23 protein-coding genes are annotated in these 25,442 nt (G+C 62.3%); 4 read left to right on the forward strand and 19 right to left on the reverse strand.

The genetic code is table 11. The annotated features are described in order from the left end of the window. Nucleotides 1–39: 39 nt before the first annotated feature. Entirely contained in the window at nucleotides 40–1,281 is a 1,242-nt protein-coding gene (locus DEJ54_RS21025) for an extracellular solute-binding protein (RefSeq protein WP_113156716.1), read from the reverse strand. Nucleotides 1,282–1,451: 170 nt separating this feature from the next. On the opposite strand from DEJ54_RS21025, the gene DEJ54_RS21030 reads away from it, so the two are divergent. Further along, entirely contained in the window at nucleotides 1,452–2,666 is a 1,215-nt protein-coding gene (locus DEJ54_RS21030; protein WP_113156717.1) for an ROK family transcriptional regulator, read from the forward strand. A 39-nt stretch (nucleotides 2,667–2,705) separates the two neighbouring features. Here DEJ54_RS21030 and DEJ54_RS21035 read toward each other — a convergent pair whose 3' ends face one another. The 4 genes from DEJ54_RS21035 to DEJ54_RS21050 are packed head-to-tail and all read right to left on the reverse strand — an operon-like array spanning nucleotide 2,706 to nucleotide 6,233. After that, on the reverse strand, nucleotides 2,706–4,214 hold the full coding sequence (locus DEJ54_RS21035; protein ID WP_113156718.1) for a tripartite tricarboxylate transporter permease: 1,509 nt from the start codon (nucleotides 4,212–4,214) through the stop codon (nucleotides 2,706–2,708). A gap of 4 nt (nucleotides 4,215–4,218) precedes the next feature. Beyond that, a complete protein-coding gene (locus tag DEJ54_RS21040) occupies nucleotides 4,219–4,731 on the reverse strand; it encodes a tripartite tricarboxylate transporter TctB family protein (RefSeq protein WP_113156719.1) in 513 nt (170 codons plus the stop codon). Between the two features lie 6 nt (nucleotides 4,732–4,737). Next, nucleotides 4,738–5,691 (reverse strand): tripartite tricarboxylate transporter substrate binding protein, encoded by a 954-nt coding sequence (locus DEJ54_RS21045; protein ID WP_113156720.1) that lies wholly within the window; start codon nucleotides 5,689–5,691, stop codon nucleotides 4,738–4,740. Nucleotides 5,692–5,723: 32 nt separating this feature from the next. Then, nucleotides 5,724–6,233 (reverse strand): MarR family winged helix-turn-helix transcriptional regulator, encoded by a 510-nt coding sequence (locus DEJ54_RS21050; protein ID WP_162742422.1) that lies wholly within the window; start codon nucleotides 6,231–6,233, stop codon nucleotides 5,724–5,726. A 98-nt stretch (nucleotides 6,234–6,331) separates the two neighbouring features. Here DEJ54_RS21050 and DEJ54_RS21055 point away from each other — a divergent pair, with 98 nt between their 5' ends. Beyond that, nucleotides 6,332–7,978, forward strand: coding sequence for an alkaline phosphatase family protein (locus DEJ54_RS21055; protein ID WP_113156722.1), 1,647 nt, complete (start codon nucleotides 6,332–6,334; stop codon nucleotides 7,976–7,978). Here the strand turns inward: DEJ54_RS21055 and DEJ54_RS21060 are convergent. The 3 genes from DEJ54_RS21060 to DEJ54_RS21070 all read right to left on the reverse strand — a co-directional run bounded on the left by DEJ54_RS21060 (nucleotide 7,975) and on the right by DEJ54_RS21070 (nucleotide 11,094). Next, nucleotides 7,975–9,315: a sensor histidine kinase KdpD gene (locus DEJ54_RS21060; RefSeq protein ID WP_113156723.1), complete on the reverse strand. Its 1,341-nt coding sequence runs from the start codon at nucleotides 9,313–9,315 to the stop codon at nucleotides 7,975–7,977. The genes DEJ54_RS21055 and DEJ54_RS21060 overlap by 4 nt on opposite strands. Then, a complete protein-coding gene (locus tag DEJ54_RS21065; protein WP_245447859.1) occupies nucleotides 9,312–9,899 on the reverse strand; it encodes a molybdopterin-dependent oxidoreductase in 588 nt (195 codons plus the stop codon). Before DEJ54_RS21065 ends, DEJ54_RS21060 begins: the two co-directional genes overlap by 4 nt. Nucleotides 9,900–10,110: 211 nt before the next feature. Then, on the reverse strand, nucleotides 10,111–11,094 hold the full coding sequence (locus DEJ54_RS21070) for a hypothetical protein (RefSeq protein ID WP_113156724.1): 984 nt from the start codon (nucleotides 11,092–11,094) through the stop codon (nucleotides 10,111–10,113). 222 nt (nucleotides 11,095–11,316) lie between these two features. Here DEJ54_RS21070 and DEJ54_RS21075 point away from each other — a divergent pair, with 222 nt between their 5' ends. After that, nucleotides 11,317–12,402: a response regulator gene (locus tag DEJ54_RS21075; protein ID WP_162742423.1), complete on the forward strand. Its 1,086-nt coding sequence runs from the start codon at nucleotides 11,317–11,319 to the stop codon at nucleotides 12,400–12,402. A gap of 242 nt (nucleotides 12,403–12,644) precedes the next feature. Here the strand turns inward: DEJ54_RS21075 and uxuA are convergent, their stop codons facing one another. From uxuA to DEJ54_RS21130, 11 genes are all read right to left on the reverse strand, one after another. Continuing rightward, nucleotides 12,645–13,805: a mannonate dehydratase gene (gene uxuA / locus DEJ54_RS21080; protein ID WP_113156726.1), complete on the reverse strand. Its 1,161-nt coding sequence runs from the start codon at nucleotides 13,803–13,805 to the stop codon at nucleotides 12,645–12,647. After that, nucleotides 13,802–14,683, reverse strand: a complete 882-nt coding sequence (locus tag DEJ54_RS21085) for a hypothetical protein (protein ID WP_371685995.1) — start codon at nucleotides 14,681–14,683, stop codon at nucleotides 13,802–13,804. The genes uxuA and DEJ54_RS21085 overlap by 4 nt, the downstream gene beginning before the upstream one ends. Before the next feature lie 3 nt (nucleotides 14,684–14,686). Beyond that, on the reverse strand, nucleotides 14,687–15,748 hold the full coding sequence (locus DEJ54_RS21090; protein WP_113156727.1) for an ABC transporter ATP-binding protein: 1,062 nt from the start codon (nucleotides 15,746–15,748) through the stop codon (nucleotides 14,687–14,689). A gap of 2 nt (nucleotides 15,749–15,750) precedes the next feature. Beyond that, entirely contained in the window at nucleotides 15,751–16,992 is a 1,242-nt protein-coding gene (locus tag DEJ54_RS21095; RefSeq protein ID WP_113156728.1) for a hypothetical protein, read from the reverse strand. After that, complete coding sequence (locus tag DEJ54_RS21100; RefSeq protein WP_204360926.1) at nucleotides 16,989–17,870, reverse strand: carbohydrate ABC transporter permease; 882 nt, start codon at nucleotides 17,868–17,870, stop codon at nucleotides 16,989–16,991. The genes DEJ54_RS21095 and DEJ54_RS21100 overlap by 4 nt, the downstream gene beginning before the upstream one ends. After that, a complete protein-coding gene (locus DEJ54_RS21105; RefSeq protein WP_113156729.1) occupies nucleotides 17,867–18,754 on the reverse strand; it encodes a carbohydrate ABC transporter permease in 888 nt (295 codons plus the stop codon). The genes DEJ54_RS21100 and DEJ54_RS21105 overlap by 4 nt, the downstream gene beginning before the upstream one ends. A gap of 78 nt (nucleotides 18,755–18,832) precedes the next feature. Continuing rightward, nucleotides 18,833–20,155 carry an extracellular solute-binding protein gene (locus tag DEJ54_RS21110; protein WP_113156730.1) on the reverse strand — a complete coding sequence of 441 codons (1,323 nt, stop codon included), beginning with the start codon at nucleotides 20,153–20,155 and terminating at the stop codon, nucleotides 18,833–18,835. Nucleotides 20,156–20,299: 144 nt separating this feature from the next. After that, the gene (locus tag DEJ54_RS21115) at nucleotides 20,300–21,562 is read right to left on the reverse strand and encodes a neutral/alkaline non-lysosomal ceramidase N-terminal domain-containing protein (RefSeq protein ID WP_113156731.1); all 1,263 of its coding nucleotides are present in this window, start codon (nucleotides 21,560–21,562) and stop codon (nucleotides 20,300–20,302) included. Between the two features lie 2 nt (nucleotides 21,563–21,564). After that, nucleotides 21,565–22,710: an N-acetylglucosamine-6-phosphate deacetylase gene (locus DEJ54_RS21120; RefSeq protein ID WP_113156732.1), complete on the reverse strand. Its 1,146-nt coding sequence runs from the start codon at nucleotides 22,708–22,710 to the stop codon at nucleotides 21,565–21,567. Further along, nucleotides 22,707–23,477 carry a sugar isomerase domain-containing protein gene (locus DEJ54_RS21125; protein ID WP_113156733.1) on the reverse strand — a complete coding sequence of 257 codons (771 nt, stop codon included), beginning with the start codon at nucleotides 23,475–23,477 and terminating at the stop codon, nucleotides 22,707–22,709. Before DEJ54_RS21125 ends, DEJ54_RS21120 begins: the two co-directional genes overlap by 4 nt. Next, nucleotides 23,470–24,168, reverse strand: a complete 699-nt coding sequence (locus DEJ54_RS21130; RefSeq protein ID WP_204360929.1) for a 6-phosphogluconolactonase — start codon at nucleotides 24,166–24,168, stop codon at nucleotides 23,470–23,472. Before DEJ54_RS21130 ends, DEJ54_RS21125 begins: the two co-directional genes overlap by 8 nt. Nucleotides 24,169–24,426: 258 nt before the next feature. Here DEJ54_RS21130 and DEJ54_RS21135 point away from each other — a divergent pair, with 258 nt between their 5' ends. Next, nucleotides 24,427–25,422, forward strand: a complete 996-nt coding sequence (locus tag DEJ54_RS21135; RefSeq protein WP_113156735.1) for a LacI family DNA-binding transcriptional regulator — start codon at nucleotides 24,427–24,429, stop codon at nucleotides 25,420–25,422. The last annotated feature ends 20 nt before the right edge of the window (nucleotides 25,423–25,442 follow it).

The following is a 25,442-nucleotide window of genomic DNA, read 5'->3' on the forward strand; positions in this document are numbered from 1 at the left end:
GGGGGGCGGGGCGCTTGGCCCCGCCCGGCCCGGAGTGGCTTACAGGCCGCTGTTCTCAACAGCGGACTGCAGGGCGTCTTCCGCAGAAGACTGACCGAGCAGCGTTTCCTGAATGGCCTGCTGAAGCGCAGCGGAGAGTTCCTGATAGCGCGGCGTCGTGGGACGCGGATACATCGCGGCGAGACCCTTGCCGGCAGCAGCGATAAGCTCTTCCTGTCCGCTGGTCACGGCTTCGTCTTCATAGGACGAGGCCCAGATCGGCAGGCTCCCCTTCGCATATTTGTCCTGAACGTCCTGCGAGGTCATGTAGACGATGTATTTCCATGCTTCGTCGACATTCTCGCTGGTGGCCGGAATGCCGAGGCCCATGGAGCCGTTCACGGCGGAAACCTCGCTTTTGCCCTCAATGCCCGGCGCGGCGACAACGCCGACCTTGCCGGCAACCTTGCTGTCCTCGGAGCTGTTGGCGAGGTTGTACATATAGGTCCAGTTCAGGGCGAATGCGGCTTCGCCGTTCTGGAACACGTTGCGCACGTCCTCTTCCAGGAATTCCTTCGAGTTGGGGTTGGTGAGGCCGCTCTCATAGCTGTTTGCCATGTATTCGAGCGCGCTCAGGCCGCCCCCGCTCTGGAAGGCAGGCTTGCCTTCTGCATCGAGAAACGCGCCGTCATAGGCGCTGACCAGCGTGGTGTAGTCGCAGATCGCGGCTTCGGCCTGCGCCCAGCTCCATGCGATCGGGTGCTCAACGATGCCTTTCTCTTTCAGGATTTTAGCCTGCTCGGCCAGCTCGTCCCAGGTGGTTGGCGGGTTTGCGATGCCGGCCTTCTCGAGCATTTCCTTGTTGTAGAAGAGGTACTTCGTGTCCAGAATCCACGGCATGCCGTAGTACTTGTCCTGATACTGAACCGTGGTCCAGGCGCCGGGAAGAACCTCGTCCTTCATCGCGCCGGTGATGCGGTCGCTGACATCGACAAGGACGCCATTGGTTGCGTATTCGGCCGGCCAGATCACGTCGAACAGAACGATATCGTAGCCGCCGCCGGAACCCTGAGCGAGCACGGTCTTGTCATGCAGGCCCTCATAGGGGACGAATTCCAGGTTCACCTTGATGTCGGGATTGGCTTCGGTGAAGCGCTCCGTCATCTCGCGCACATCGCTCTCGCTGTAAGCGGCCTGCGCCATGAACAGGGCATTGAGCGTGGTCTCGGCATGGGCCTGCGGCACGAAGCATGCGCCGACCAGAGCGGTCGCGAGCAGAGTTCTGCGGGTAATCTTCAGCATTTGTGTCTCCTCCATTTGCAGTTCCAATCCCCGGGGTTTGGGCCCGGGGCCTCCTTGTCTGTCGCTTTGTGCGACGCCGGCTTCGAACGTCCGGTGTTGCTGATCGATTAAATCAGTTGCCTTGACTTAATTATTTGTCGTTATTGTCTGAGCTGTCAATGGGAAATCTGATGGACGTGATTCGAAGTATCCGGGCGACGCCCGGAACCAACCAGGATGGGGCAAGCGCGCATAACCGGCGCGTGATCATTGATGCGTTGCGCATCAACGGTCCGATCTCGCGCGCCGATCTGGCGAGGGCGACGTCGCTGACGAAACAGGCGGTGTCCAACATTGTCGAGCAGCTCGCCAATGAAGGTTTCATCGAGGCTTTGCCCGCCGTGAAGCGTGGACGGGGGCAGCCTTTCACGCCCTATCAGCTTGTTCCCGAAGGCGCATTTGCAGTCGGTCTGCAGATCGATCGCTATGTGGTCAGAGCCGTGATGGTGGATTTTCTCGGCCAGCCAAGATTCAGGGCGCAGGCGGCGATTTCCAGCGAAGCGCCCGAGGATGGCGTCGAGATCATCTCCAAGTTGATCGATGGCCTGCGCGAGAAACTTGCCGCTTCCGCACCGGACTGGGACCAGCGTATCGTCGGGCTGGGTGTCGCGATGCCGGGGCCGTTCGGCGTGTCAGCCAATGCTCACAACAAGTGGATGATGTCGGCCTGGCAGTCCTATCCCTTGCGCGAAAAACTCGCTGAAAAAACAGGACTGGCACCGGAGATCCAGAACGATGCGGCGGCGTCCGCTATTGCCGAGCGCATGGTCGGAGCGGCCAACGCTGTGGACAATGCCGTCTGCCTGTTTCTTGGCTTCGGTATCGGTACGGGCCTTATCCTGAACGGTGACATCTTCCGTGGGGCGAATGGCAATGCGGGTGAGATCGGCATGGCGCTCGCCCCTTGCGTGGATGGTGAGACCACGCTGGAGCACAGCGCCTCGCTGGCCTCTCTCTACAGCGCATTGCAGATCGATCCCGCACTGCCCGATATTTACGCGCGTGTGGATGCTCTGGTGCAGGCGAGAGATCCCGCACTGGAAAAATGGGTCATCTGCGCTGCCGAAGACCTGCGGCGCAGCATCCAGCTTCTGGAAAACCTCTTCGACCCCGAGACGATCATCTTTTGCGGCGGCGCGCCCCAGTCGCTCGTCTCTAGGCTTATCGTTGAAATGCAGCCGCTTCTGCCGTCTATTGTCGCGGACCGGGTGCGCAGTGTTCCAAGGCTCCAGCTTGGCAGGACCGATCCGTGGTCGGTTGCTCAGGGGGCGGCCGTCGAGCCGATCAGCCGAACCTTCGATCCGCGCTATTCGGCCCTTTGGAAGGGGCAGCCCAAAGTCGACTGATAGCAATCCATTCGTCAGGCAGCAGGGCCTCAGTGGTGTTCACGAGGAGGCCCGGCCTTCATCTTCGGCGCCGTCGCGTCGCAACTTTCTGATGATCATCGGAAGGACGATGATCGCCACGCCGAGCGCGATGATGGTCAGCGAAACCGGACGGCCGAAGACGAATAGCGGGTTGCCTTCTCCCAGGCTCAGCGTCTGGCGGAGCCGGTCCTCGATGATCGGCCCCATGACGATGCCCATGATGAGCGCGACGACCGGCCAGCCAAGACGCAGCAGGACATAGCCCACCACGCCGGCTGCAAGCGCCACACCGCAATCGAACAGACGGCTGTTCACTGCGTAGATGCCGATCAGCGAGACCGCGATCACGCAGACCGCGAGGATCGCGGGCGGCACTTTGACGATCATGGCGAAGGGGCGCAGCAGGAGTGCGAGCATCGCAAATGCGACGACGTTGATCAGCAGCATCGACCAGTAGAGCGTCGAGATCAGCTCCGGCTCCTTGATGAGGAGCAGGGGCCCTGGATAGATGCCGTTGAGCGTGAAAATTCCGAGCAGCACGGCGCTCAGCGCCTCACCGGGAATGCCGAGTGTGAGAAGCGGGATCAGCGCGCCTGCGGGCACGGCATTGTTGCCGGCTTCCGAGGCCACGCACCCTTCCGGATTTCCCTTGCCGAAACTTTCGGGGTCGCTGGAACGGCGCTTGGCCACATCGTAGGAGATGAAGGAGGCAAGCACCGAACCCGGCCCCGGCAGGAGGCCGATGAAGGTTCCCAGAACGCCGGAGCGGATAAGGGTTCGCCAGTATCGCAGCGTTCCGATGATGCGCGAAAAATCGAGTGTGTTGCGCCCGAGATCCAGCCGGTCCGTCTTGAGAATGCCCTGCTCGAGAAGCAGCAGAGACTGGCCGATGCCGAAGATGCCAAGCACCAGCGCGACAAGATCGAAGCCGTTCTGCATCGGCCAGAAGCCGAAGGTGAAGCGCGCGCTCAGTGTCGGACCGTCAATGCCGATGGTGGACAGGAAAAGCCCGACGCCAAGGAGAAGAAGGCCGCGTGACAGTTGATCGCGGAAGGACACGACGACGAGGGTGACGCCGAAAAGCGCTGCGACCAGGTATTCCGGCGGCCCGAAGCTTGCGGCCACATGCGAAAGGAGCGGCGCGAGCATGATGAGGATGACGATGCTGACGAGACCGCCGCCGAGGGAACCCACGAGTGCTGCGGAAAGCGCGGTCTGCGCCTCACCGCGCGCGGTGAGCGGAAACCCGTCAAAGGCGGTGACGATGGAGGAGGGGACGCCCGGTGTTCGCAACAGGATTGCGGGAACCGCGCCACCGAAATAACCGCCGCAGAACACGCCGAGCAGAAGCGAGAGCGCCACGGACGGTTCCAGCGAAAAGGTGAAGGGAAGGAGCACCACCATGCCCACCATCGGGCCGAGCCCCGGCAGAACGCCCACGATGATGCCGACCGTGGTGCCGATGACCAGCGCAACGATGTTTGCGAACGAGAAGGCCTGGCTGAAGCCCTGTGCAAGAAATTCCATGAGTTCAGGCCCCGATCATTTCAAACAGCCAGGGTGCTGGAAACCAGATGTCGAGAAAGGTTTTGAAAGCGAGGTGCACGGTCAGGGTCATGATGGCGGCGATGGCGACGGATTGCCAGGGACGCCGATAGACCATCAGGAGCCCGATGAGCACAGCCAGAAAGGTTGCGGCGGAAAGGCCAATTGCAGAAATGCCCAGCGGATAGAGGCACATCAGAACGAACAGCGCCGCGGCGCGTCCGGGGAAGCCATTCCCATCCACATGGAAGGGCAGGCCGACACGGTGGCACAGCAGGCGCAGGATCGCGGGAACGGCCGAGAGAGCCGTTCCCGCCAGAACGATCATCGGGAAGATCAGCGGACCCTTGTAGAAAGGATCCGGACCGGACCGGTCGACCAGCCAGGGCGACAGGATGAAAAGCACGGCGGCTGCCATGCCGATCCCGGCAGCCAGTGTTTCATGCCCTGACGGCGCTTCTGCCGCGCTGGCGCTGTCTTCGTCCGTCCGGTTCGTCATGGGTGACTATTCCATGATCCCGAGATTTTTCATGGTCGTGCCGAATTCGGCCAGCTCGCGATCCATGCGCGCGCGCGCCTCATCAGGCCCGCTGGAATGCGGCACGACGCCGACATTCTCGATCACCTCGGCCACTTTCTCGTTCTTCATCGCGGAGAAGAAGGCCGCGGAGAGCTTGCTGACGATTTCCTTGTCGGTCTGCTTGGGAACGAAAGCGCCGAACCAGATCGAATAGGCGTCACCATAGCCCTGCTCGGACACGTTGGGCACATCGGGATAGGCCGGCAGGCGGTCGGGAACCATGGCTGCCAGGATCTTCATCTTGCCGGCGTCGATGTAATCGGTCAGGCCCGGCGTTGAGAAGGTGATGACATCGGCATCGCCCTGCACGACCAGAAGCGGGTTCAATTCGGAATAGGCGGTCTCCTTCCACTCGAAGCCGCCGGTTTCTGCCACTTTCATGGCAATCAGGGTCGGTACTGCTCCAAGGCCCCAATGCGCCAGACGCAGCTCGTTCTTCTTGCCGTATTCGGCGAGCTCATCGAGATTGGAATAGGGGGCGTCGGCGCGCGCAGCCAGCGTGAAGGGGCTCGACCACACCAGGCCGAGCGGCTGGAGGTCATCGTTTTTGTATGGCGTCTTGCCGCGCAGCACCTGTGTGATTATCGGGCCAATGGAAACCAGTCCCATCGTGTAGCCATCGGGACGGGCGTTCGCCAGATCGGCAGCGCCAAGCACCGCGCCGCCGCCGGGCTTGTTGACCACCTTGACCGGCACGCCAAGTTCATCCGACATCACCGGCGCAATTGCGTTGGCGACCAGCGTGGACGGATCGTTCGGCGCGGGCCACGGAATGATGATCTGGATCGGCTTCGACGGCCAGTCGGCCATGGCCGCCCCCATCGAGACGCCGAGAACGGCGGTTGCAGCGAGCGCTGCGCGTAACAACTTACCAAACATGTTTTCCTCCCATTTCGTTTTTCAGGCCCGTTTCAGGTTTCAGCCTCCTCGGCCGGGCGGGCAGCCCGGTGGCTCATCATTGGCTGCAGCTTGTCGAGAAGCGAAAACAGGGTTTCCAGTTCGCCCGGCGTCAGCGCCGCCACGACAAGCTGGTTGCGCTCAAAGGCGCGCGCGAGAATGCGCCGGTGCACATCCGCGCCTTCGCCGGTCGTGCGCAGGCGGATCGTCCTCTGGTCGTCCGGATCGGGTTCCGCCTCCACGAGCCCCTTTTTCGCCAGCACATTCACGACGCGGCTCAACTGCCCCTTGTCGATGAGCAGGGAGCGGGCGACCTCGAAGAAGCGCACCGGCTCGGATGCCGCGATGATGCCGAGCACCCGCCACTCCACGATGCGAAAGCCGAACTCCGTCGCAAGCCATTGCTGCGCGATGCGGTCGCCCGCCGCGCCAAGCATGGCGACGCGGAAGGTGAGCAGATCACGAATGTCGCCGATCCGTGGATGGAGCGCGACGGTCTCGCCTGGTCCTATCGATGCTGGCATGCTGCCTGCCATTGCTTTCCGCTCGACATCGTTGCGTTTGTCAACGATATCGTGTTTAGTTTTGTTGTCTTTGTCAACGGTCTATCGAGCGGAGTCCCATGTCGGGTAAGCCCAGGAACATCCTTTTCATCATGTATGATCAGCTGCGGTTCGATTATCTGAGCTGCGCGGGGCATCCCTGTCTGGAGACACCGAATTTCGACCGGGTTGCATCCATGGGCGTGCGGTTCACGCGGGCCTATGTGCAGTCGCCCGTGTGCGGCGCTTCGCGCATGAGTTTCTACACCGGCCGCTATGTGCATTCCCATGGCGCGAGCTGGAACGGCTTTCCCCTGAAGGTGGGCGAGATCACGCTCGGCGACCATCTGAGGCGGCTCGGCATGGATGCGGCTCTTGTCGGCAAGACGCATATGCGGGTGGACGCCGACGGCATGGAGCGGCTTGGCCTGACGCGGGACTCGATCATCGGCGCACGGGTGGCCGAATGCGGCTTCGACATCTTCGTCCGTGATGACGGCCTGTGGGGTGAGGGGCCGGCCGGCCACTATGATACGGGTCCGCAGCCCTATAACGACTACCTCAAGGAGAAGGGCTATCCGGGCTCAAACCCCTGGCATGACTTCGCCAATTCCGCCGTCGATGACGATGGCGACATGGCGTCCGGCTGGTTCATGGAAAACGCTGACAGGCCAGCAAACATCGCGGAAGAGGATTCCGAGACGCCCTGGCTGACGCGCCGGGCGGAAGAGTTCATCGCGTCGCGCGGCGACAGGCCGTGGCTTTGCCACCTCTCCTACATCAAGCCGCACTGGCCCTACATCGTGCCCGCGCCTTATCACGACCTCTATTCCGCGCGTGACGTTATCGCGCCGGTTCGTTCCGAAGGTGAACGGCAGAACCCGCACCCGCTTTATCGCGCCTTCATGGACAACGCGATCGGGAAGGCCTTCCGCCGCGACGAGGTGCGCGAGAAGGTGATCCCGGCCTATATGGGTCTCATCAAGCAATGCGATGACCAGCTTGGGCAATTGCTGGACTTTCTGGAACGGTCCGGCCGTCTGGAAGACACGATGATCGTGATTACCTCAGACCATGGCGATTACCTTGGCGATCACTGGCTGGGCGAGAAGGATCTCTTCCACGAGCAGTCGGTGAAGGTGCCCATGATCATTTTCGATCCTTCTGCGAAAGCTGACGCCACGCGCGGGCAGGTTTGCGACGCGCTGGTCGAGTCGATCGATCTGGCGGCAACTTTTGTTGAATTCGCCGGCGGCGAGGTGCCTGATCATGTGCTGGAAGGCCGTTCTCTGATGCCGTTCCTCCACGGTGAAGAACCATCCGAATGGCGGGATTTCGTGATCTCGGAGTATGATTATTCCCAGACCTCGATGGCCGAGGAACTGGGGGTGCCGCCCAAACAGGCGCGGCTTTTCATGGTTGCGGACAAGCGCTGGAAGTTCACGCATGTCGAGGGTTTCCGCCCCATGCTGTTCGATCTCGTGAACGACCCCCAGGAGCTGCGCGATCTTGGCGATGATGCGGAGTATGAGGACATCCGGCGGATGATGGCGGAACGCCTTGCGGAATGGGCGCGCAGGCCCTCGCAGCGAACCACGAAATCCGACGCGCAGATCATCGCCGGGCGCAATGGTTCCGACGGCAAGGGCATCCTGATCGGCGCCTATGAAGAAGCCGATATAGGGCCCGAGTTCACCGAGCGATACAGGGGCAAGCCGGGGCGTTAGACCCGCGCGGCTGGCCACTCATCGGGAAGCCTCAGCGTGAAGGTGGAGCCGATCCCGGCGGTGCTGACGAAGTCTAGCCTGCCGCCGAGAAGCTCGGCGAGCTGGGCGGAGATGCTCAGTCCAACGCCGGTACCGGGAACCTCTTGGGCGGTGCTCGCCCGGAAGAAGTGGCCGAACAGCTTGTCCTGCTCCTCTGCCGGAATGCCGATGCCCTGGTCCTGAACCGAAAAACAGATCTGCCGGTTCTCCGCGCGGACGCCGATCAGCACGGTCTCGGTCTCTGGCGAGTATTTGACGGCGTTGGAGACAAGGTTGGTCAGAACCTGCTCCGCCAGAAACGGGTCCGACACGAAGGAGGGCGGAACTTCGTCGCCGATCACGATGTCGATGGCCCGATCCGGCGTTTCCGTTAGCTGGCGGGCTTTTACCCGTTCCAGAAGAGCGGCGATGTCGCAGTTTCGCGGCTTCATTGCGACCTGACCGGTATCCAGACGGATGACCTCAAGCGTTGCCTCGATCAGTCTGGTCAGATCGCGCACCTCCGAGCGTACCTGAAGCGCGCGGCGTTCGATCTCGGCCTGGTCCATGGCGTCGCCGCTGCGCAGAATGCGCTGCATGGAAGAATCGATCACGGCAAGCGGGGTCCGAAACTGATGCGACACCAGCCCGACGAAACTGCGGTATAGCTCTGCGCTTTCGCGCTCGCGCGAGAGCGACATGCGAATGCGCTGTCTCTCCGCCATGGTCCGGAGCATCATGACCGACAGGAAGATGCCGAGCGCGATGATCCCCAGGATCGACACGATGACCTGAATGATGGCCGCCTGCTGCCTGTCGAGGCGCGCGCCGGTTGCATCCCAGTGTTTGACCATGGAGCGATTGGCGGCGCGACCGAGATCCCGACTGAGGGTTTCAAGCAGTTCGTGTATCGAGAGCGCCACCGTGGCGTCGCCGAGGGAGAGCGTGTGTAACTCGGTCTCCAGTGCCCGGATGGCGCTGTCCTGCCGGGCAAGGCTCTCTCCCATGCCCAGTTCTTCCATATAGCGTGCCTGCGGACCTTCGGTGAGAAGGGCGAGACGGCTCAGGAGCACGTCATAGCGCCGCGCGATATCCACCTCGCTATCCGGAATGGAGCTTTTCTGCGAGACCGCCACATCAAGCAGCAACGCGGCCGATTGCGCCTGCGATATGGACCACAGCATGTTGTCGCCCTGGCTGCGCCGTATCTCCGCCTCGGTGTCGAGCAGGCGGATGAGGGCGAAGACCAGCAGCACCGCGAAGGCGAGGATCGTGACGCCAACCGTGACATAGGCGAAGAGGTCGCTTCCGCGCTTCATTCCACGTTCAGCCGAACGAGTTGCCAGACCCAGCGATAGTCATAGCGGATGTCCTGCAATGCGTCGTGATCGTCGCGCGGATAAACGATCCACAGAGGACCCTTGTCGCTTGGCTGGAGCCTTTGGCCGTCCATATGCGTCGCGACGAGAACATCGAAGCGCGAGAAATCTTCCATGGGAATGTCGATGATGTAGTCGTTGATGGCGCTTGCCGTCACCGTTTCTCCGTGCGCCCCGAGATAATCGAGCAGATCGCGCATCAGGAAACCGTCGAAGCGGCGAACCCCGTCGGTCACAACCGTTGTTGTCTCGACGGATTTCTGCGGCAGCGCCGCCAGCATGGCCTCGTCAAAGAGCGCTGTATCATCGGCATTCGTACGTTCGATACTGCCGGTCACCGTCAGCACCACATCTCCGGTCGGGGAGGACAGATTGTCTTCTCCGGCAAGGGCTGGCGGCAGGAACGCGACAAGCCCGGCGCCGAGAAGCGCGATGCGCGCAAGTCTTCTGATCTGCCCTGTCCGCGATGCATCCGACCGCGTTTCGCAAGCGCCAGCCATGCCGGCGAAAGTGTTTTGCGACATTGGTGTTCCCCCGTTTCACCGCCCCGCACCATCAAACTCTCAAGGACGCGCGCGTTCAAGGGCCGATGGCTGCAAGAGCGAAGTCTGATCCGCTGAGAGACCGGTTAGCAGGCGTGGGTGATGAAGGGGTGAAGGTTTGGCGCGGGCCGAAATGATGCTCCGGGGCGTCCAGCGTGTTGTGGACGCCCCGGAATGGCGCTGCCGCGGGAGGTCAGCCGTTCGCGGTCGCCGGATCGGGGTTGGCGCGCGGCGGCTGATAGGACGCGGCCTTCTCCTTGAGGCTGGAGAATTTCTTCGAAAGCTGTTCAAGCTTTGCTTCCCAGGCAGGGTCCGGAACCTGCCCCTTGATGGTGCGGAAATAGACTTCCATCATGCAGGTTATGGCAAATGGCTCCAGCAGCGCCGCCTTGACCGACCATGCGAAAAGCAGGGCGAAGACAACGCCACCGGCCGACCATGCGCCGGGAATGAGATAGACGGCGAGGCCCGCAGGCGCGAGCATGATGAGGAAGACGACGAAGGACAGCCCGTAGACGATGAGCGCCAGCCAGGCCGCGTTCTTGAGCATCGGCTTGTAGTTCTGGGCGTAGAGCACCAGCCCGGTCCGCGCGGATTCCCAGGCATTGTCGGAATTGGTGCGGATCGCGAATGCCAGGATGACTTCATCGATGAAACCCACCGCAATGCGCAGGAAGGCGTGAATGATCGAAACGAACTGCTGTGCGCCCGGGATCGGCAGAATGCTCACCATGCCGCGCACCAGCCCGGTGATTGCGCGCAGCACGCCCTTGACCAGCTGATCGATGCCGAAAAGCACGCTCGCCTGTACAAAGCGCCGCGAAATTTCCTCACGGGCATAGGAAACCTGCGAGCGTCCTTCGGGCAGTTCTTCCCCGTCGAGCAATTTCACAAGCACGGCGATATGGCCGGCCTTGACGACATAGAGAACATATTCCCGCAGCAGATACATCACCGCCGCGACCACGCCGAAGCCGATGACGCCGCCCCACATGGTCGTCGTCGCCTGAAAGTCGGGATCACCGAACCCGCCGATGCCCCAGCCGACGCCGGCGCCGACACCGGTGACGAGAACATAGGCCACGGCAGCGCCGAAATAGACCGCCATCCGCAGCACAATGAACGGCATTGTCCGGGCCATCAGCCCCAATGCGCGCCCTATGGAAAAATCCCACATTCCCTTGTCTCTCCGACGGTTGAATCAGTTTTGCAAAAACTATTGACGATAGGGAAGATGCGCCCCCTTCGTTTGAACGGGGATATGCCGGAGGCTTTCGAACACAACCGGTTGGACAGGCGGCATGGATGCACGGGCGCGTCATTCTTGACGGGGTGTCGTCGGAGGCTCACGCATGTCATTCTATGGGTTGGCGACAGGGAAGGGGGAACACGGGCGGCAATGGCAGGCAACGGATCGAAACCAATTATTCTGTGCGTCGAGGATGAGCGCCATCTGCGGCAGGACATCATCGATGAACTCGGGATCGCCGGCTATGAGGCGCTGGCGGCCAGAGACGGGCGCGAAGCGCTCGCCATGCTGGAGACAAGCCGCCCGGATCTCATTCTCTGCGACATCACCATGCCGCGACTGGACGGCTATGGACTGCTGGAAGCGGTGCGCAGCAGCCATCCCGGTCTGGCGGATGTGCCTTTCGTGTTTCTGACGGCGCTTGACGAGCGTGACGCCGTCATCAATGGCAAGCGTGCGGGCGCTGATGATTATCTGGTCAAGCCGATCGACTTCGACCTGATGCTTGCCACCATCGAGGCGCGGCTGCGACAGGTGGAGCGACTGGGACAGGGCGCGGGACGCGAATTGGACGCAATGCGTCAGGCGCTGACCGACGCACGCGCCGGCACGGCTGCCGGCATGCGGCGCGTTGTCGATCTTCTCTCCTTCGGTGTCGTTCTGGTGTCGGGCTCTGGTGTTGCATTTGCCAATCGCGCGGCGCAGGCCATTCACCGGGCCGGCGACGGTCTGGTCATCGACAGGGCGCTTCGGCCTGCCTCCTCCAATCTCGCGGCTGAGATGAAGTCGTTTCTGGCCGAGGCCTGCGAGGCTGCCCGGCTTGGCCGGGATCACCTTTCGAGCCTGTCGGTGCCGCGCCTCTCCGGTCAGCGCGACTTTCTGCTCACGGCCTGCGCGCTGCCCGATACAAGCGAGGCCATGAATGGAGATGCGCAGGCGGTGGTGTTCATCTCCGACCCCGAGCGCCGGCCTGCGGTTCCTGACGAACTGCTTGCCAAGCTGTTTGACCTGACACCGACAGAGGCGCAGGTCGCGCGCGCTCTGGCGCATGGTCGGCGAACCGATGAGATCGCTCAGGATCTTGCCGTGTCACCCACCACGGTCGCGTTTCATCTGCGCAATCTTTTTGGAAAGACGGGCACCCATCGGCAGGCGGATCTGATCGTGCTGCTTTTGACCGGGCTTGCATCCATCTCGGGGCCGGAATTGGAAGCAGCTTCACAGCCGCAGACTTGAAGCGCCCTGTGTGCTGGGCTTTGGGAACATCGCGGCGACCTTTCCGCGATGCTCCAGATTGTAGGCAAGTTATCGATTGTTGATTGACCCGGCAGCCCCCCGCCCCCGGGCGAAGTGAACCCCAACAGTTTCATCGAGACCACCGGAGAGCTTATCCATCTGGTCGAAGAGCGCGCCCTTCGTTTGAATAGGGCGGCTAACTTTTTTCGAAGCGCCGCCCTGTATGGCGTCATCCGGCATTTTCAGCTTCGGCCGTATTCGAGTGTCCGCATCACGCCGCGCAGTTCGGCCAGCCCTTTCAGCCTGCCGATGCCGGAATAGCCGGGATTCACACGCTTGCCGAGGTCGTCCAGAATGGCGTGCCCATGGTCGGGACGCATGGGGATCTGCCCGCCGCGCCGCCTTTCTTCATCAAGTAGGGCGGCGACCACGGCGATCATGTCGGTATCGCCGTCCAGATGCTCTGCTTCATGGAACGAGCCGCACGGCTCCCTCTTCACATTGCGCAGATGCGCGAAGTGAATATGTGGCCCAAGCGCCTTCGCCATGGCCGGAAGGTCGTTTGCCGGGTTCGCGCCGAGCGAGCCGGTGCAGAAGGTCAGGCCGTTTGCCCTGGACGGAACGGCATCGAGCAGCGCCTTGAGGTCGTCATGCGTTGAAACGATGCGCGGCAGGCCGAACAGCGGGAACGGGGGATCATCGGGGTGGATCGCCATGACCACGCCTTCCTCCTCCGCGACCGGCATGATCTCCCGGTGGAATGCCGCCATATTTTCGCGCAGGCCATCGGCCGAGATGTCGCGATAGGTATCCAGCATGCGCCGGAAGCTCTCGCGGTCATAGACGAATTCACGGGCCGGCACCCATTCGATGAGATTGCGCTCCAGCCGCGCCAGATCGCTTTCGCTCATCGTTTTCAGGCGCTCGCGCGCGGCCTCCACGCGCTCGGCCGGGTGATCCGCCTCTGCGCCCGGACGCGCGAGGATGAAGAGATCGTAGACGCAGAACTCGATTGCATCGAAGCGCAGCGCCGTTCCGCCATGTGGCATCGGATAGTCGAGATCCGTGCGCGTCCAGTCGGTGATGGCCATGAAATTGTAGCAGATGGTGCGCACGCCGGCGCGGGCGACATTGCGGATCGAGGTCTTGTAATTGTCGATCAAGGTCCGGAAATCACCGCTGCGCGTTTTGACATGCTCATGCACGATAACGCTTTCCACGACCGACCATTCGAGGCTGGCCTGTTCGATTTCGTGCCGGCGTTTGTCGATCTCGTCCTGCGGCCAGGCGCGGCCGTCATTGAGATGATGCAGGGCGGTGACGATGCCTGTCGCACCCGCCTGCCGCACATGGGCGAGCGTCACCGGATCGTCCGGGCCAAACCAGCGCCAGGTCTCTTTCATTGGGTGATGTCTCCTCGAGCGTAATGGGCAAGGGCCGCCGAAACGCCATCATCCGAGATGCGCTGACAGGCTTCGATGACGGCGGGCAGATATCGGTCGATCCCGTCGAAACGGGCCGCTTCAAGAACAGCGGCGACGGTGTCGGCAGTGTTGTCTGTGTTCGCGATGGCCGCTTTCAACGTCTCATCCAGCGGATCGGTGAAGGCGCGCGGCTCGCCTCTGTTGGCGAGTGCTGCAATCCAGAGTGCAACACCGGCTGCAAGATGCGGCGCATCTCCGCCGGCATCCAGCCGCTCCAGCAGTGGACTGATGAAGCGCTGCGGTAGTTTCTGGGAGCCGTCATTGGCAATCTGCGCCGTGCGATGGTGCAGCGCCGGATTGGCGAAACGATCTGCAAGCCGCGCGGTGTATTCGTCGGGCATCAGGCCGGCATGGGCGGAGAGCGTCCGGGCAGTTTCCCGCCACAGACCCTTCACGAAACCATGGATAACCGGATCGGCAAAGGCATCCGCCACCGTCTCTTGCCCGAGCAGTTGCCCGGCATAGGCGAGGGCTGAATGCGCGCCGTTCAAAAGCCGGAGCTTCATCTCTTCGAAAGGGGCGACATCGGTGACCATCTCGACGCCATGGCGCTCCCAGGCGGGCCTGCCCATCGGGAAATTGTCTTCAACCACCCATTGCATGAAGGGCTCGGTCACGACGGGCCATGCATCTTCCGCGCCCAGCGCCTGTGCGACACGCTCGCGGTCGGCATCCGTGGTCGCCGGAACGATGCGGTCCACCATGCTGGACGGGAAGGCGACATTCTGCTCGATGTACCGGCCCAGTTCCGGGTCGCGGAGGGTCGCAAATTCGATAACGAGGCGGTGCGCCGTCAAGGTTTAGCCGAGCCTCTGGCTTGTCTCTGCATCGAACAGATGCGCCTTGTCTGCCTGCACGCCAAGGCGTACGGTGTCGCCGGCACGTATGTTCACGCGGTCGCGGAGCAGGGCCGAAACGATCTGGTCTCCGACGCGAACCTGGACCAGCGTTTCAGAGCCCGTCGGCTCGACATTGGTTGCAACGGCCTCGAACCCTTGGCCATCGTCCGCCAGGTGAAGATGCTCCGGCCGGATGCCGTAGACCACCTTGCCGACTGCCGGCGGCGCGCCTTCGAACGGCAGTTCCGCCCCGGCTTCGACGCGAACGCTCTTGCCGCCATCGGCAATGATGCCCTGTAGAAGGTTCATCGAGGGAGAGCCGATGAAGCTTGCCACGAATGTGTTGTTCGGGCGGTCGTAAAGGTCCAGTGGCGCGCCGACCTGCTCCACGATGCCGTCGCGCATGACTACGATCCGGTCAGCCATGGTCATGGCCTCAATCTGGTCATGCGTCACATAGACCGTGGTGGTTTTCAGCCGCGCGTGAATGTCCTTGAGCTCCGCGCGCATCTGCACGCGCAGCTTGGCGTCCAGATTGGAAAGCGGTTCGTCGAACAGGAAGACCTGCGGATTGCGCACGATGGCGCGCCCCATGGCGACGCGCTGGCGCTGACCGCCGGAGAGCTGGCGCGGATAGCGGTCGAGATAATCGGCGAGGCCGAGAATGCCGGCGGCTTCGCGCACGCGCTGGTCGATCTCGTCTTTCGGACGTTTGGCGAGCCTGAGCGAAAAGCCCATGTTCTCGGCAATCGTCATGTGCGGATAAAGCGCGTAGTTCTGGAACACCATCGCGATGTCGCGGTGCTTGGGCTCCACATCGTTGATGACGCGTCCGCCGATGCTGATCGTGCCGCCGGAAATGTCCTCAAGACCAGCGATCATGCGTAGAAGAGTGGACTTGCCGCAGCCGGAAGGTCCGACCAGAACCACGAACGCGCCATCCGGCACGTCGACGGATACGCCTTTGATGGTTTCGAGCTGTCCGTAGAATTTGCGGACATCCTGGATGTCGACTGAAGCCATTGTTACCTCGAGGCGTAAGCGGGGTGTGACGTTGAAAGAGCCTCTGCAACGCGGATTGCGGCAAGAAGGCTCAGACCGGTGTGATATCCGGGGTCCAGATCTGGCGTGGCGGGCACATAGTCGGTGGGGCCATCCGCCGTCCGGGTCTGGTAGGCAATGGCCGGCGCACCGCGCCAGTAATATTCGAAGAAAGCGCTGTCCGCCTGCTGCCAGATGGCGAGGCTGTCGGCGCTGCCGGTCAGCTGATGGCAGAGCGCGGCGGTGCGGATGGTTTCCGGCAGCGACCACCATGGCCGGTAAGGGGTGAGCTTTTCGCCGGAAGAAACCGAGACGGTCAGATGCAGCCCGCTTTCGGCAAAGCCTGCCCGAAACGAAGCGATCAGGATGCGCTCCAGCGTGGCGACCAGCGCCGGGTTGTTGCGAACGGGCGCGTGCTCCAGCGCAAAGCCCGCAAACTCGATCCCGTGTCCGACATTGCAGTCATCGCCGCCGGGCACATTGCGCAGCAATCCGGTTGTCTCGTCTAGATGGTACTTGATGACATGATCGATGAAACGCTGCGCATAGGCGGTGTGGTCCGAGAGGCCGCAGCGTTCCAGCATGCCGGCAGCGCCGAGCAGAATCATGCGCGGCCCGAAATCATCCAGTTCGCAGGCCAGCGCTTCGCCGCCCAGAGGCTCTTCCTCACCCATCTGGAAGCGGCCATCCTCGATTGCCGCAATCACATCGGCGAGATAGCGCAGATGTTGTGGCAGCTCTTCGGGGGCATAGCGCGAAGCTGCAGCCACCAGCCCCTTGGCGGTGAATGCGTCGGAATAGGTGAACACGTCTCCTGCCGGTTCCTGAGCAGTCACCGCACCATCGTCTGCCGCGCGGACAGGCCGAAGCCCGGCATCGTAGCGGAAATAGGCATGGCCATCGCGCCCCCGCAGCTCTTTCAGGAGCCCAAAGAGTGCGCGCCCGGCCTCATCGAGACGCTGAGAAAGCGCTGCGTCACGGGTCTCGAAAAACGCGGCCTGGCTCACAAGCGCTTCAAGACCACGCCCCTGAATCCAGCCATAGGTGTAGTCCGGCCCGCGCAGCCCGTCGGCCTCGCCATAATCGGCAAGGGTCAGGCTGTTCATCTTGGTGTTCAGGAAGCCCGCCCTGAGCGCGGGGCGGTCCAGCATCCACTCAAGCGTTCCGGCATTTGCCGATGCGTAGCGGGTGGCTGCTTCCTGAAAGAAGGCGTTCTCGGCGGTCATTCCTTCATCCCCGTGCTGGCGACGCCCTGCACGAAGTTGCGGCGCAGGATCACGAACAGGGTGATGGAGGGCACGAGCACGGCCGCAGACGCTGCGCTCAACCGGCCAAGATCGACCGTAAAGCCGGTCTGGAAGAGGGCGAGGCCAACCTCGATCGTGTAGCTGTCGCGTGTCGTCGTCACGATCATCGGCCAGGCGAAGGAGGTCCATGCCTGGAAGAAGGCGAGAACGGCGAGCGCCCCGAGCGCGCCGCGCAGCAGCGGCAGCACGATCTTCCAGAAGATCCAGAACTCGCCGGCCCCATCAATGCGCGCTGCCTCAAGCAATTCGTCTGGAATGGAGTGCATCACGTTCTGGCGAACCAGGAAGATGCCGAAGCTCATGACCAGATAGCCAAGCAGCAGACCCCAGAGGGAATTGAGGACGCCCAGCGCCTGCGCCTGGAAATAGAGCGGGATCATGTACACCTCGAAAGGCACGATAGCCGTGGCGAGGATCAACATGAAGATGATGTTGAGTGAGCGGAACGGAAACTTGGCCAGCACATAACCGGCGATGGCCGAGGTGATCACAATCGCCACCATGGAAAGGGTGGAGAAGGCGACGCTGTTGAAGATCCAGAGCGGCAGCGGTGTGTCCGCCAGCACCGAGCGGAAATTCTCCAGCGTCGGATCGGACGGGATCAGGCGCGGCGGCCAGGCCAGCATTTCCTGTGGTGTCTTGAAGGCGTTCGAAACGAGGAACACCAGCGGCAGGATCATCAGGATGGAGAAGCCGAACAGGAACACATCGATGGAAAAGTCGATGAGCTTGCCCTTGGTTCTCATGCGCCCGCCGGCTTTCGGGTGCGCGTTGGAGGCGGCGATGGTCTGTGTCATTTCCGCCCCTTTTCCCTGAGCAGGCCGAACTGGATGAGTGTCAGAACGAGAACGATGGAGAGAAGCACCACAGCCTCCGACGCCGCATAGCCGACGCGGTAATTGCGGAAGCTGTTTTCGAGCATGTCGAGCACCAGAACCCGAACCTGCCTGCCGGGCGCGCCCTGCGAGTCCGAGGCAAGAACGAAAGCCTGCGCATAGACATTGAAGGCCGAGATCAGCGTAACGACGGAAACATAGAGCGTGATGGGCTTCAGCATCGGCACCGAGACGAACCAGAAGCGCTGTACGCCGGATGCGCCATCAAGCTTGGCCGCTTCAAAGAGAGAGACCGGGAGGTTTTTGAAGCCGACCAGATAGATCAGCACGGCATAGCCGAGCGCCTGCCAGGAACACAGGATGATGATACAGATCACCGAAAGAACGGGATCGAAAAGCCAGGCCTGCGCCGGAATTCCAAAAAATTCGAGCAGAGCGTTGAGTGGGCCGAGCTTGGCGTCAAAAATCCATTTCCAGGCCATTGCCGCCGGCACCAGCGACACCACATGCGGAATGAAGACCGATGTTTCGTAGAAACCGGAGAAGCGCGAATGCGTGCGGTGGTGGATGAGCCCGGCGATCACCATGGCGGTGGGGACCGTGAGAATGACCACGCCGAAAGCAATAATCGACGTGTTGGTCAGGGCGTTCAGGAAGAGCTGGTCGTGAAAGAGCTCGCGGAAGTTGGCCAGGCCGACGAACGGTTTGTTCTTCGACAGGATGTTCCACTGATGCAGGCTCAGCCGCAATGTCTCGACGATTGGGTACATGCGCACCCAGGCAAAAATCGCCAGAGTCGGTAGGATTGCCAGAATGGCAAAGCGCCATCGCTTTTGTTGCAGCATTGTGTTCCCGTCCGCCTGAAGTCACTGACCGGAAACGGCGCGGACGCCGTCTCCGGGATGAGGGTATCGATGAAGCGCCTACTCGGCGAGAAGGCCTTCGCGCTTCAGGATGTTGTTGGTCTCTTCGGCTGCCCTGGCGAGCATCGCGTCGATTGCGGCGTCGTCTTCGGCCAGGGAGGCATCGCCATAGGCGTTGGTCAGCTGGGCGGCGAGGCGCGTCAGCACCTCTTCGATCGGACCAATGGCCGGCAGGGTGAAGAACTTGTAGTCAGCCGGGTAATCGACGAACGCGCCATAGGCGGGAACCTTCTCCGTGACGACGCCGTAATCGACGCCCGAACGGTTGGGCAGCCAGCCGACATTGTCCAGAAGCCAGACAAGGTTTTCCGGATCGTTGGCGGCCTGCACATAGGCCCATGCGGCCTCTGCGTCTTCACCCTCGACGGAGTTCACATAGAGATTGGCCGGCAGGGCGATGGAGCCGACCGGCAGCGGCGCGGTTGCGTAGTTCAGGTCGGGCGACTTGGCAGCAATGTCGGCGATGACCCAGGACTCGCGGATGAACATGGCCGTCTGACCGCGCTCGAAAGCCTCGGCGTCCGCCGGCATTTCAGGCGTCACGGTCTTCAGGACATGCACGTTCTCGAGATACTGCTTGACCGCCTTGCGGCCAGCCTCGTTGGCGTAGTTGGCCTGCCATTTGCCGTCGCTCACCTCTTCAATGACCGAGCCGCCATACTGGAACAGATTGATCCAGAATTTTTCCGCAATGCCCTGTCCGCCGCCCGTAAGGCGCAGGCTCCAGCCCGAAACGGTCGCCTTGCCGTCTTCGTCGCGCTGGGTCAGCTTCTCGGCGTAATCCGTATAGGCTTCCATGGTCTGAGGCGGCTCTTTGAGGCCGGCTTCCTCGAACATGTCGATATTGTAGAAGAGGGCGCCCTGACCGCGGAAAAGCGGAACGCCGTAGACGGTTCCGTTCTTGGAAGCGGCATCGACGAAGAACTCGCCGAAATTGTCCTTGTTGGTGACGAAGCCCGCCACGGCTTCCGGCGCTGCCGGCAGAAGATCGTTTTCGATGTAGCGGCTGGCCGTGGAACCGGCGAGCTCGATCACGGTCACGCCGGCGGAGCCGGAGGTGAGGCCAAGCGCAATGCGCTTCTCGTGTTCGCGCAGCGCAATGGCTTCAACGTTGACCTCGAGATCGGGGTATTTTTCTTTCAGCGATTCCGCCACATGCTCATAGAACGGCGCCATCTCGGGGTAGCCGCTCCAGACATTGATGGTCTGGGCGAATGCGGAGCCGGAAACAGCGGTGATCGCCGCCGTCAGCGACAGGGCCGCGATGCGCGCGGTGAAGCTGGAGCTGCCGGATTTCTGGGTGCTGGACCTGTACGCTCTCATCTTTTGTTCTCCCTTTCGACGTGAGCAGACTGCAATTTTGTTCCCGATGAAAAATTGCCATGCAACCGGTTGCGCGTCAAGCCGGCTTGCTTTTGCATCAATATGGCCGGCCCGCATTTTGCGAGGGTCCGGCCGCATCTCCTTCTAATCCCTGCCAGGCCTGGATTTCTTGAGAAGTTCAACAGCCGCACCAGCGAGCGCTTCTGCGCAACCGGGTGCGAAACTTGCCGGCTGTCCGTAGTAGCGATGGGCTTCGTCCACCTCATATCCGCCGGAAGAAAACTCTTCTCTCGGCGGGATATAGCCGGGATTGTCTTCCGCGAACCCGGCGATGAAAGCCGGGCGCTCGCCGCAGGCGGCGCGCAGGCTGAGCGCAGTCGCCGCAAAGATCTCTCCGGGCAGGCCGATCACGGGCAGACCGCCCCAGTCGAACACGCAAACCCGACCCGACAGGGTGTCTGCCGGCTCACGCGCAATGGTCTCGGCCCAGTGGGTCCAGGCCTCGAGAAGTGCGGCCTGCGCGGGTTCTGCACTCGCGCACTCAGTGCGCCACCGTGTTGCCAGTTCCGCCGGCGTCTCCGTCTCGCGACGCTCAAATGGCAGGACAATCTGCGCTTCCAGCGCCGTCACATCCCCGCCAAGCGCCTGTTCTGGCGCTTCCAGCGCTGCCTTTGCAATCGCCGTGCCAATCCGCTCGGCGGCGGCAAAGCTGCGGTCCGGGTTTGTGGCAAGGCTGATCGAGGCATGCGCGCTGTGCCCCGTGTTTGCGTCGCCCACGCACCCGGTAACAAACAGGGCGGTGGCTCCGGGATAAGCGGTTTCCAGTGCGCGGCGCACAAAGTGCGGATAGTCGGCGGTCCACAGTCTGTTGTCTGCGCCCAGCACCACGGGGTGGCAGGCATAACCCGTCATCAAGGCAATCATGTCGCCATTCTCGCCGCGCACACGCAGAAGCGGCAGGGCGCGATCCACCGGACCGTCCGGGTGGCGGCGATTGCGGGCAATGTCGGGGTCGGATCCGAGCCCGACCGAGAGCATTGCAGGCCTTTGCGCGGCAACAGCCTGATCGATGGCTTCGACACAGGCGTCTTCCAGCCTTTGCAGATAGGCCTCGTCGGTCTCAATCGTCAGGCGTCCGGCCATGGAAACGGGGCCGCCATGATTGTGCAGGGCGCTGATGATGACATTCGTGTCAGGAAGGGTGCAGCGGCGGCGAATGCGCGCGCTCATGGCGCCGTGCAGGCCGATCACATCGGCAACCACCATCGCCGTATCGTTGATGGCCAGCGCACGCACCGTCAGCGGGTCATGTGCGCCGGTGGCTGGCAGGGTGCGGGCGGCAAAGCCGGAAAGCGGCAGGCCTGCGGGTGGTGTGATGTCTACCGTGGCGACGCCTGCGCGGATCATGCTCAGAGCACCTCTTCACCGTGAACGAGCGTGTTTTTCAGGTCAAAGGAGCCGGTTTTCCCGTCAATGGAAAAGCGGATCAGATCGGCCGACGCATTCAGCTTCATCACGCCCCGACCATCGACAAACGCGCCGGGATTGGCCGTGGCGAGCCTCAGCGCCTGCGCCAGCGAAAGCCCGGTTATGCGCATGGCAATCGGGACGTTCTCGATCAAGGGCAGGCCGGCCCCGGCCAGATAAGGTGTCCCGGCAATGCCCACGCGTCCGTCGGCGCGCACTTCGACATCGCCGCCAATCGGCTGGCGGTAGATGCCGGGCTCCATGCCGGCCAGCGCCACGCTGTCGGAAACCAAAAGGGCGCGTTCCAGCCCCTTGGCGCGCAGCATGGTCTTAAACGTGTCGTCCGGCAGGTGATGGCCATCGGCGATAAGCGCCGCGGTCAGCCGGTCATCGGCGAGCTGCGCCCAGATCAGGTTCGGATGGCGGGGCATGAGCGCGGCTGCGCCATTACCAAGATGTGTCGAGAGCCGTGCGCCGGCCTCGGCTGCCGCATGCACCTGCTCGGGCGTGGCAGAGGAATGCCCAATGGCGACATGAATGCCCTGCGCCGTGATGGCGCGAATATAGGCCGGGGCCTCTTCATATTCGGGTGCAAGGGTCACGAGGCGGACAAGACCGCCGCTCGCCTTTTGCCACGCATCGAATTCTTCGAGGGAGGGCGGCCTCACATGCTCTGCGGGATGCGCGCCGCGCGGCCCGTCCTCCGGTGCGATGCTCGGGCCTTCCATGTGGACGCCGGGGATCATGCGCGCGCAAAGAACGTCTTCGCGCCGCGCCGTGGCGATGGCGCCAAGTCCATCAAGCAGCCGCTCGCGCGATCCGGTCACAAGGGTTGGAAGATAGGTGGTCACGCCGAGCCCGGCCATGATGCGGGTAAGCTCGGAAACACGCTTCGGCGTCAGCGCGCCGTCGTTCAGGTCGAGGCCCGCATAACCATTGACCTGAAGGTCGACCAGGCCGGGCGTGAGATAGGCTTCGTCCTGCGAGCCCGTCTCGGCGATGGCTGCGATCCGCCCGTCGCGCATCGTGATGGCGATGCTGCCTCCGGTAACGGGGTCGCGCCCGGCTATGGTCTTCTCCGTGCTCACAGCGCGCGAACCCGGTCGCGGAAGCGGGCCAGAAAGCGGGCGTTTGCTTCATCGCCACCCGGTGCGTTACCGCTGCGCCAGACCGGCGGTTCGACGCCACGGTCGAGCAGTTTGGCAACGGTGCGGATCACCAGGCAGTTCAGTGCGAACGCATTGGCAAAAGTGGAGATGGCGGAGATGTTCTCGGTCATGCCGGGCAGGCTGACCACCGCATCGCCGATCGGAACTTTCGTGTCGATGGCGATGTCGACCACATCATGCAGGTTCTTCTTCTCCGGGTGGCGCGCCGGGTGATCCGGGCTCGTGCTTTCGGCGTGTTCACGCGAGCTGACGCCGATAAGAAACGCCCCGCGAGACTTCGCCTCCAGTGCGGCGTCGATCAGGGCTGCGTTGATGCCATAGGCGTTTGCGAGGATCAGTACGTCACCCTCGCCAAGGCGGGCATCGGCAATGACAACGCGGCCATAGCCCGGCGTGCGTTCGATTGCCATGGAGCGCAATGCGCCGTTGGATAGCAGCGTGCCTTCATCGAGAATCGCGCTCATATGCATCAGGCCGCCGGCCCGGAAAAACACCTCCTGGCTGGCGAGATTGGAGTGCCCGCCGGGGCCGAAGATGTGGATAAGCCGGTCTGCCTCGATCTGGGAGGCGAGGCGCTCGGCGGCCTTGTTCAGAGTGTCACGCTCTTCGACAAGGATGCGCTGCATGAGCGCGTGGCTCGTTGCGAGATAGTCTGCGCAGATCGCGTCGGCGTTGATCTCAGGCATCGGGGTCGGCCTCTTTGTCCAGATAGAGTGTGCAGTTCTTATGTTCGCGCAGAATGCTTGCCGGGCAAGCGGTTGTCCGCTCTCCGTGCAGCGTTCCTCGAACGGCGTCGCGCTTGTGAGCGCCCGGAACGATGCAGAACATGCGGTCGGCGCGCAACAGCCGTGGAATGGTGAGCGTCAGCGCGGTGCGCGGCACCGCATCAAGGCTCTCAAAGCCGCCATCATCATATTGCTGCTGGCGGCAGACCGCGTCGAGCTCCACGAGTTTGACGTCCAGCGGATCCTCAAAATCGGCGATGGGCGGATCATTGAACGCGATATGGCCGTTGACGCCGATGCCGAGGCACACAAAGTCGATGGGCGCTTCATTGAGCAGCGCGGTGTAGCGTTGCGCTTCGGCGTCCGGGTCTGCACCGGGGGCGATCCGGTTTGCGGCAGCCAGCGGAAGCGCATCGAAAATATGCCGGTTCAGCCAGTGCGCGAAGCGCTGGGGCGCATCCGGCGCAAGGCCGATGAACTCATCCATGTGAAAGGCGGTCACGCGCGACCAGTCGATGTCGGGCATGGAGCGAAGCTGCTCGATCATCGAGGACTGGCTCGGCGCGGACGCGAAAATGACGCGCACAATCTTCTGGCTGGCCAGCCGTTCGCGTAGCGCTTTGGCGATGTCGGCGGCAGCCGCAGCCCCCATCGCGTCGCGGTCTGCAAAGGTTTTTACGGTGAGCCTGTCGATCTTTCGGTCAACGAGCGGAGTTGGCTCGAGCGCGGCTTGGCTATGCTGCAAATCATGTCTCCGAAGATTGCGCCCGCTGATCGCAGGGGCCTTGCGGCAGAGTAGAACAAGAATGCGGGCACTATGCTGTGCAACCGGTTGCATGTCAACCGGTTGCCTGACGTCTCTCGGCGGTGCATCTTGTCGCCAGAAAAGCACAAGGTTCGAGGGCAGGCGGTGGCAGCGGAACGCAAAGGCGGCGTCACAATCAGTCAGGTGGCGAAGGAGGCCGGGGTGGCGCGCTCAAGCGTGTCCCGCGCCTACACGCGGCCCGATATGCTGAGTCCGGAGACGGTCGAGCGGATCAAGGCGGCTGCCGGCAAGCTCGGTTACGTGCCAAATCACACGGCCCGTGCGCTCAGCACCGGGCGCTATGGCAATCTGGCGCTGATCGTGCCGGATGTCGCAAATCCGTTTTTCCCGCCCATGATCCGCGCGGCCCAGGTCGAGGCGGATCGCTCCGATTTTTGCGTGTTTCTCGGAAATTCCGATGAAGATCCGGAAAAAGAGGACCAGCTTCTCGGTCGTTTTTCCGGGCAGGTCGAGGGCATCATCCTGGCATCGCCCCGGCTTTCGGACGAACGCATCGCGGCCCATGCGCTTTTGCGACCTCTTGTTCTGATCAACCGCGATGTGAAGGGCATCCCGAAAGTGCTGATCGACAGTGGCACCGGCATTGCCGAGGCGACGCAGCATCTGGCCGATTTCGGGCACCGCAACATCGTCTATGTCAGCGGTCCATCCACATCCTGGTCCAACAAGCAGCGCCGCGCAGCCGTGCGTCGGGCCTCAAAGAAACTTGGCCTTGAACTGAGCTTCGTCTCGGCCAGTGTCCCGAGTTTCGAAGCCGGTTTGCAGGCAGTCGATGCCATCCTCGCAAAGGGCGCGACGGCGGCGATTGCCTTCGACGATGTGACGGCGCAGGGCATTCTGGCGGGCCTTGGCGAGCGCGGCGTCAGCGTGCCCGGCGAATTCTCGGTGGTCGGCTGTGACGATGCGCTGGGGCCATTGACGGTGCCGAGCCTCACAACCGTTTCCAGCCGCTCCATAGAAGCTGGAAAACTGGCAGTTTCGCTGTTGCTGGAAGTGCTGGAATCACAGGCGGTGCGCGATGCCTCCTATGTGCTGGAAACGCATCTGATCATTCGCTCGACGACCGGCAAGGTCCCGTAACGCACCTGTTTTTCAAAGAT

Source organism: Nitratireductor sp. OM-1 (genome assembly GCF_003296175.1).
GTDB classification, from domain to species: domain Bacteria; phylum Pseudomonadota; class Alphaproteobacteria; order Rhizobiales; family Rhizobiaceae; genus Nitratireductor; species Nitratireductor aquimarinus.